The 6,371-nt window shown below is 59.3% G+C and carries 6 protein-coding genes; 2 read left to right on the top strand and 4 right to left on the bottom strand.

Features of this window, described 5'->3' with window-relative positions:
- The first annotated feature begins 242 nt into the window (after window positions 1-242).
- Together tsaA and U8U68_RS12685 are read left to right on the top strand one after the other, a co-directional pair.
- Window positions 243-920: a tRNA (N6-threonylcarbamoyladenosine(37)-N6)-methyltransferase TrmO gene (gene tsaA, locus U8U68_RS12690; protein WP_322201355.1), complete on the top strand. Its 678-nt coding sequence runs from the start codon at window positions 243-245 to the stop codon at window positions 918-920.
- A 192-nt stretch (window positions 921-1,112) separates the two neighbouring features.
- Window positions 1,113-1,295, top strand: coding sequence for a hypothetical protein (locus tag U8U68_RS12685; RefSeq protein ID WP_322201353.1), 183 nt, complete (start codon window positions 1,113-1,115; stop codon window positions 1,293-1,295).
- Window positions 1,296-1,407: 112 nt separating this feature from the next.
- On the opposite strand, the gene U8U68_RS12680 is transcribed toward U8U68_RS12685, so the two are convergent.
- The 4 genes from U8U68_RS12680 to U8U68_RS12665 all read right to left on the bottom strand — a co-directional run bounded on the left by U8U68_RS12680 (window position 1,408) and on the right by U8U68_RS12665 (window position 6,362).
- Window positions 1,408-2,181 carry an ABC transporter ATP-binding protein gene (locus U8U68_RS12680; protein WP_322201352.1) on the bottom strand — a complete coding sequence of 258 codons (774 nt, stop codon included), beginning with the start codon at window positions 2,179-2,181 and terminating at the stop codon, window positions 1,408-1,410.
- Window positions 2,178-3,218: a FecCD family ABC transporter permease gene (locus U8U68_RS12675; protein WP_322201350.1), complete on the bottom strand. Its 1,041-nt coding sequence runs from the start codon at window positions 3,216-3,218 to the stop codon at window positions 2,178-2,180. Before U8U68_RS12675 ends, U8U68_RS12680 begins: the two co-directional genes overlap by 4 nt.
- The gene (locus U8U68_RS12670; protein ID WP_322201348.1) at window positions 3,172-4,164 is read right to left on the bottom strand and encodes an ABC transporter substrate-binding protein; all 993 of its coding nucleotides are present in this window, start codon (window positions 4,162-4,164) and stop codon (window positions 3,172-3,174) included. Before U8U68_RS12670 ends, U8U68_RS12675 begins: the two co-directional genes overlap by 47 nt.
- Before the next feature lie 71 nt (window positions 4,165-4,235).
- Window positions 4,236-6,362 carry an AAA family ATPase gene (locus tag U8U68_RS12665; protein ID WP_322201346.1) on the bottom strand — a complete coding sequence of 709 codons (2,127 nt, stop codon included), beginning with the start codon at window positions 6,360-6,362 and terminating at the stop codon, window positions 4,236-4,238.
- Between the last annotated feature and the right edge of the window lie 9 nt (window positions 6,363-6,371).

The following is a 6,371-nucleotide window of genomic DNA, read 5'->3' as shown; positions in this document are numbered from 1 at the left end:
CGCAGGATATCTCTCATAACATTCATTCATTTATGCGTCGGCTCCAGCATAATCCCTCTCGGGTTATTCGTTTTTTCCTCCATCCGCTTCTTTCCTATCTTTCGGCGGAGGAGTAATAGCATGCCCTTAAGAATCCCACTCTGTTTCGCGTTTCGTTTTCCGATTTTTTCAGCTTAGACAAATCATCAAGCACAAAAAACAGGCAACCCCCAACGGCTGCCTGTTTTTGTTAGGAGGAGCATATGGAACTACTTCCCATTGCACATATTCAAAGCCAGTTTCCCGAAAAATTCGGCGTACCCAGGCAAAGCGGCCTCATCGACGCCCTCCGGGCCCGAATCGTGTTTGAACCCCCCTATCAGGTGCGAGAGGCTTTTCGGGGGCTAGAGGGCTTTTCCCATCTCTGGCTGGTCTGGCAGTTCTCCCAGTGTCCAGCCGGCAAATGGTCCCCCACCGTGCGCCCGCCCCGGCTGGGGGGCAACCAGCGGGTGGGCGTATTCGCCAGCCGGTCGCCCTTTCGCCCTAATCCCCTGGGGCTCTCCTGCGTAGCCCTTGAGCAGGTGGAACTGGATGGTCCCCAGGGTCCCAGCCTGCTGGTGCGGGGAGCCGACCTGGTGGATGGCACGCCTATCTTCGACATAAAACCCTACTTACCCCAGGCGGACTGCCAGCCGAAAGCCACCGGTGGCTTTGCCCAGGCGACGCCCTGGCGGACCCTTTCCGTAGAGTGCCCGCCGGAGCTGCTGACCCGGGTCCCTGCCGAAAGCCGGGAGGCCTTGCTAGCTGTTCTAGCGGCGGACCCCCGGCCCCATTACCACAAAGACCCCCAGCGGGTGTATGGTATGGTCTTTGGAGGCGTGGAAGTGAAATTCACGGTGGAGGGCGGCATTCTGCGGGTAACAGACGTGGCAAAAAGCTAGCGGCCGCTTTACAGCAATCTTCTAGGCTCCCTATCCCCGCCTCCATTAATCGATACCGTACTAGAAGTTTGCAAGCGGCCCCGCTTGCAAGCTTTTCCCAAATCTGTTGCCTGTGTTCCCTCCGAAAAAAGGTATATTTAGGACTTGTTTGAAAACAGAGGAAATGAGGGACTTTTGTCCAGAAGGGGTCCATTGCAAGAAAAAACACGCAAGGCAATCTTCCCCGATTCACCAGGATTTTTGACGCGGAAAGAGGCGCTTCTGGGCAATAAGATGGCGTTTTCGATGTTTCAAACAGGGGCTAATCAAGGCACAAAAGGTTTATGGCAACACCGCACAATTCTAAGCACCGTCTCGCTTGCACATTTTCCGTGATAGTGCACAGCTTTCGCTGGTCAATGGTGAGATGGACGGCGCTCAATCTGTACACTCTGAAGAAAAATCTGACTGCGCAATATGGTGCTTAGAATTGTGCGGTATTGCCTTATCAATCTTCCCCGCGTTGATTGTAAAAGAGATAGTACTCCCGGCCATCCACCGGGAGCTTTTTTCCTTGGACATGAAAGACCGCCTGGGCCGCGCCGGCCTGAAACACCTCTTCCGCCGGGCCAAAGGCTTTCAGCTCTCCTTCTCCCAGCACCGCGATATAGTCGCTATAGGCAAAAGCCAAGGGCAGGTCATGCAAGACCATCAGCACGGTCTTTCCCCGGTCCCGCAGCCGGGCTACCAGGTCCATCACCTGGTATTTTTGGTCAATGTCCAGGTAGGTGGTGGGTTCATCTAGCAGCAAGATTTCGCTGTCCTGGGCCAGGGCCAGGGCAATATAGGCCCGCTGGCGCTCACCGCCGGAAAGAGTTTGCAGCTCTCGGTGAGCCAGGTCTTGTACTCCCGTCCATTCCATGGCCCCGGCAATTTTCTCCCGGTCCAGGGCGGTAAGCTGCCGCCCAAAGCTTAGGTGTGGATAGCGGCCATGCGCCACCAGCCGCTCCACAGTAATGGCTGGGATCTCCCGGGTCTGGGGCAGCAGGGCTGCCAGCTGTGCCAGCTCCCGACGGGACAGCTGGCTGACGGGGCGCTCCATAAACAAAACTTGCCCCCCGCTGGGCCTTAGCAGGTTGCAGGCGGTTTTCAACAGGGTGGTCTTTCCACAACCATTCGGGCCAATTAGGGAGGTTATCTGGCCCCTGGGCGCGATAAAACTGACCTGTTTTACCACTGCCCTAGATCCATAGCCCACGCTGATCTGATGGAACTGGATCACCTGCCCCGCCCCCTCTGCCGTAAAATGAGAAACAGGAAAAAGGGGGCGCCTACTAAGCTAAGTAAAATCCCCACAGGAATTTCAAAGGGCGCGAAAAGAACCCGGCTTAGCAGATCGCACAGGGCCACAAACCCGGCCCCCAGCAGCGCCGCCGCCGGAAGAAGCGCCCGGTGGCCAGTGGCCGCCTCTCCCAAAAGCCGCCGCACCATGTGGGGCGCCAGCAGGCCCACAAAGCTTAATAGCCCCGAAAAACTTACCGCGCTGCCTGCCAGCACACATGCCGTGACAATTAACAAAAAACGGATAAGGGCTACGTTTAGCCCCAGGCTGCGGGCGGTTTCTTCCCCCAGGCATAGCACGTCTACCTGCCCCGAGAGCAGCTCGGCCAGCAAGAGCCCTCCTAAAATCATGGCCCAGGCTGGAGACAGGTTCTGCAACGACACCCCCCCAAAACCGCCGATGAGGAAGGTACTGCCGTTATAGACCGTATCTGGAAAAAAAGTTTTTACCGCGTTGAGCCCGGCGGTGAAAATACTGCTCACCGCCACCCCCGCCAGGATAATGGTCAGCCTGCCCGCTCCGGCCCCGGCCGCCACAGCGTACACCACCAGGGTTGCCAGCAGCGCCCCAAAAAAAGCTCCGCCCGCCGCCGCGCCAGGTACCCCGGGCAGCACCGCCAAGGCCAAAAAGGTGAAAAACCCCGCGCCCGCATTGACCCCAATCACATTGGGTGAGGCCAAGGGATTGCCCAGCACCGCTTGAATTAGCATACCGCTTACCGCCAGGGCCGCCCCCGAGAGTAGCGCTGCGCACACCCGGGGCAGGCGCACATATAACAAAATACGGCTGCCCGCAGACTCCGCTCCCTGGGTGGCCAGCTCCTTTAAGGCAGTCCATAAGTCAATCTGCTGGGCTCCGGCCCCCAGGCCCAGCAGCGCTGCCCCCAGCGCCAGGCCCAGCAGCAGGGCCAGCTTGGCCCTGGCAGGCAGCTTAGTCCCAGCCAGCTTCTGGATAGAGGATCTTGCCCAAATACTCATAGCTCTCCCCCCAGCGGTGGTTGGGTTTATAGTGGAACAGGTCCTTGGGCAGCACCACATAGCGCCCCTCTTTTACCGCCGTTAGGCCGGACCAGGCGGGATTTTGCTCTATGGCGCTTTGCAGGTAGCCAAGGGCCTTTTCCTCGTTCCCCATGGTGGTGACAAAGATAAAGTCCGGGTTGGCGGCAATGACCTCTTCCAGGCTCAGGTCCTCCAGCATCATTGGGCTGCCGTCGGCAATGTTCTCACAGCCCAAGTCCTGAAGAATGGCCCCGGCCAGTTCGTCGTCAGTCTTGGCCTTAATGCCCGTGGAAAAAGCCCGCATCAGCAGCACGCGGGGGCCTGCACCATCTGTGGGCGCCTTTTCTTTTGCCAGCTGAATCTGCCTTCTGGGTACCTCCACGGTTTCTTCCAGCAGTTCCGGATGGCCGGTGGCCCTGCAAAACTGCTCCATCATAGACGCGTAGTCCTCAAAGGTATCCATACGATAGCTAAGGCAGGCGAGCCCCGCGTTTTCCAACACGTCCAGCATGTCCTGTTGGGCGGCAATATCCGAGGACAAAATTACCAGGTCCGGTTCCAGCGCAATGATGGCCTCCGCACTGGGCTCTTTTACTGTGCCCACTACCTGTGCTCCGCCCACGTCCAGACCCCGTTCGTCCACAGCATCCTGGGTAACCCCCGCCAGACTGCCCCCAGCCAGCAGCCAGGCCTCGCTGTAGGAACCGTATAGGCTGACTACCCGGGGATTTTCGGGAACCTGGACACTCTCTCCACCGCTGTCCGTCAGAGTAACGGTTTCAGCGGCAGGGGATCCAGAGGAACTTTCGTCCGGCTGAAAGGGCGCCGCCCCACTGCTTTCTGGCGCGGAAAAAGCCGGAGCCGAACAGGCGCAGAGGGACAGAATCAGCATAAAAGATAGGACGATTGAGAAAAAGGGTTTCATAGATACACTCCGTTTTTATAGACTAGAAAGAACACACGTTAACTGTATAGGGCGGGCTCCCACAGCCCTAGTTATTCTACCTCAAAGTCCTCGGGCAGCAGCAGCTCTAGGTCCCGCTCTGCCTCTTCGGCCCGCATATTTCGCCGGGAACAGGCAATCACCGCGGCCTCCACCTTGTTCCGGGCCATGCGGCCATTGCCGTTTACCCGGGAATCGCCGGTCAGCTGCTTTTCCCGGTAATAGTTCAGAAGCGGCATCCGGCAGGCCGGGTCCAGCCGGTAGCCCTTCCCTTCTACAATGCTCTCGGTAATCTCCACCAGCTCTTCCGCTGTGTAGTCTGGGAATTCGATAAGGTTGGGAAACCGGGAGCGCAAGCCCGAATTGGCTGAAAGAAATTCCTCCATCTCCCGGGAATACCCTGCCAAAATCACCACCAGCCGGTCCCGGTGGTCCTCCATGCCCTTTACCAGGGCGTCAATGGCTTCTAGACCAAAACTGTCGTCCCGGCCCCGGTACAGGGCGTAGGCCTCGTCAATAAACAGCACGCCCCCCATGGCCGACTGAATCGCCTTTTGGGTCAGGGGCGCGGTGTGTCCCACATACTGGCCTACCAGGTCCGCCCGGGTCACCTCTACCAGCTGGCCCCCGCTAAGGGCTCCCATAGCTTTGAGATACCGGGCCGCAATGCGGGCCACAGTGGTCTTGCCCGTACCGGGGTTGCCGGTGAAAATCATGTGCATTGAGGGCGGCTCGGCCTTTAGGCCACGCCGGCGGCGCAGCTGCTGCATCTGGAAAGTATCCTCCAGGGAGAGAATGTAATCCTTTACCTTTTGCAGGCCCACAATATCCTCCAGCTGGGCCTTTACCTCGGCCAGCTCGGCTTGGCTGGCAGCCCGGCCGGGTTCTTGGGGCACAATCCTACCTGAAACGCTCTCCCCTGTGCTGTACTCCACGGCCAGCCCGCCTTCTTGGGCCTTTAAGAAGGCCTGCACCGGCGGGCGCAGAGATTTGCGCAGCTTTTCCTCACTCATGGCTTTATACAGGGCCTGGGCCCCGGCCTCTATCGCGGCCGCGCCCTGCTCCCTGGTATATTTTGCCGACAAGGCTTTTACCTCCTCTGTGCCAAACCGCAGGAGAAAGCCCAGCTGCTTTTCCGCCCGCTGGCTCAGAGCGCCCAGGCTGGCCTGGGCAATCTGTTCAAGGCTTTCCTGGGTAAAGGCCCTGGTAAACAGCACATCGTCCAAAGCGGCTATGAACGCCCCGCCAAAGGCCCCGGTGAGCCGGGAGAGCTCTGGCCCAGCCAGCAGGAACAGGTACTTGCCCCCTGCCGAAAGCTTGGACACCGCCCCTGGGGCCAGGGCACTGCCCACATCCACCAAAAGGCCTTTTTGCTCGGCATAGCGGCCAGGCAGGGGCACGCTGCCCGTGGTGAACAGAGCTGCCGCCATAGGCAGCACCGAGGGGTGGCACTGGCCATAGTTTTCAAAGAACAGCGCGGAGGCTCCGCCCTTTAAGGCCGCGTACAGGTCCTGTACAAATAGTTTTTCCGAGCCTGGCGCGGCGTATGCGCCCAAATCTAGGGACGCGGTCTTTGGGCTTTTCAGCACCCCCTGCCGCCCCAAGGAGGCTGTAAGGGCTTTTACTCCACTGTGCCGCCCAGTTCCCGGCCTGCCCAGCAGCGCCGCCCGGCACAGGGGGATGTCCCCGGCGCTGCCTGCCACAAAGGGCCGCTTAAAGGCCAGGGTAAGGCTCTCTACAAACTCCTCCTGGCCAAAGACCTGGGCCAGGGCTTCCTCCCGGGCATTCTGAAAAGCCTTTTCCAGGTCAAGAGCCCCGCCGCCGTTGTCGGCCCGCTCCTCCTTCACCCCATCCATTTCCAGGTGCTGGCGCAGGTCCTCCATGTCCGCCTGGGCCTCCCGGGTCATGCGCTCAATGCTTTCCTGCAAGGACTCGCTAAGCCCCTGCTGGGCCTGTTCCGCCTCTTGTATCATTTTTCCGGCCTGGGCGCTTCGGCCTATGGCCGCGTCCAATTCCTGGCTCTCCCGCCGCATCCGCCGCAGGCTCTCCTGCAAATAGTCCTCTGGCTCCGGCTGGGCCACTTTGGCGGCCTTTGGGGGCTTGCCCGCCCCGCTTGAGCGGAAATTCATCCGGCCATCCCGAAACATGGAGTCTAAAATAGAATCTATATCATTTTTCATCAGTGCGCC

The organism is Acutalibacter intestini (assembly GCF_034334985.1).
Classification (GTDB): domain Bacteria; phylum Bacillota; class Clostridia; order Oscillospirales; family Acutalibacteraceae; genus Acutalibacter; species Acutalibacter intestini.
Note: the sequence above shows the minus strand (reverse complement) of the source record. Positions and strands in the feature narration are given on the sequence as shown.

What these genes read in the sequence shown, in the direction of transcription:
- tsaA (WP_322201355.1), top strand. Translation starts at nt 243, where the DNA reads ATGGAACTACTTCCCATTGCACATATTCAAAGCCAGTTTCCCGAAAAA.
- U8U68_RS12675 (WP_322201350.1), bottom strand. Translation starts at nt 3,218, where the DNA reads ATGAGTATTTGGGCAAGATCCTCTATCCAGAAGCTGGCTGGGACTAAG.
- U8U68_RS12670 (WP_322201348.1), bottom strand. Translation starts at nt 4,164, where the DNA reads ATGAAACCCTTTTTCTCAATCGTCCTATCTTTTATGCTGATTCTGTCC.
- U8U68_RS12665 (WP_322201346.1), bottom strand. Translation starts at nt 6,362, where the DNA reads ATGAAAAATGATATAGATTCTATTTTAGACTCCATGTTTCGGGATGGC.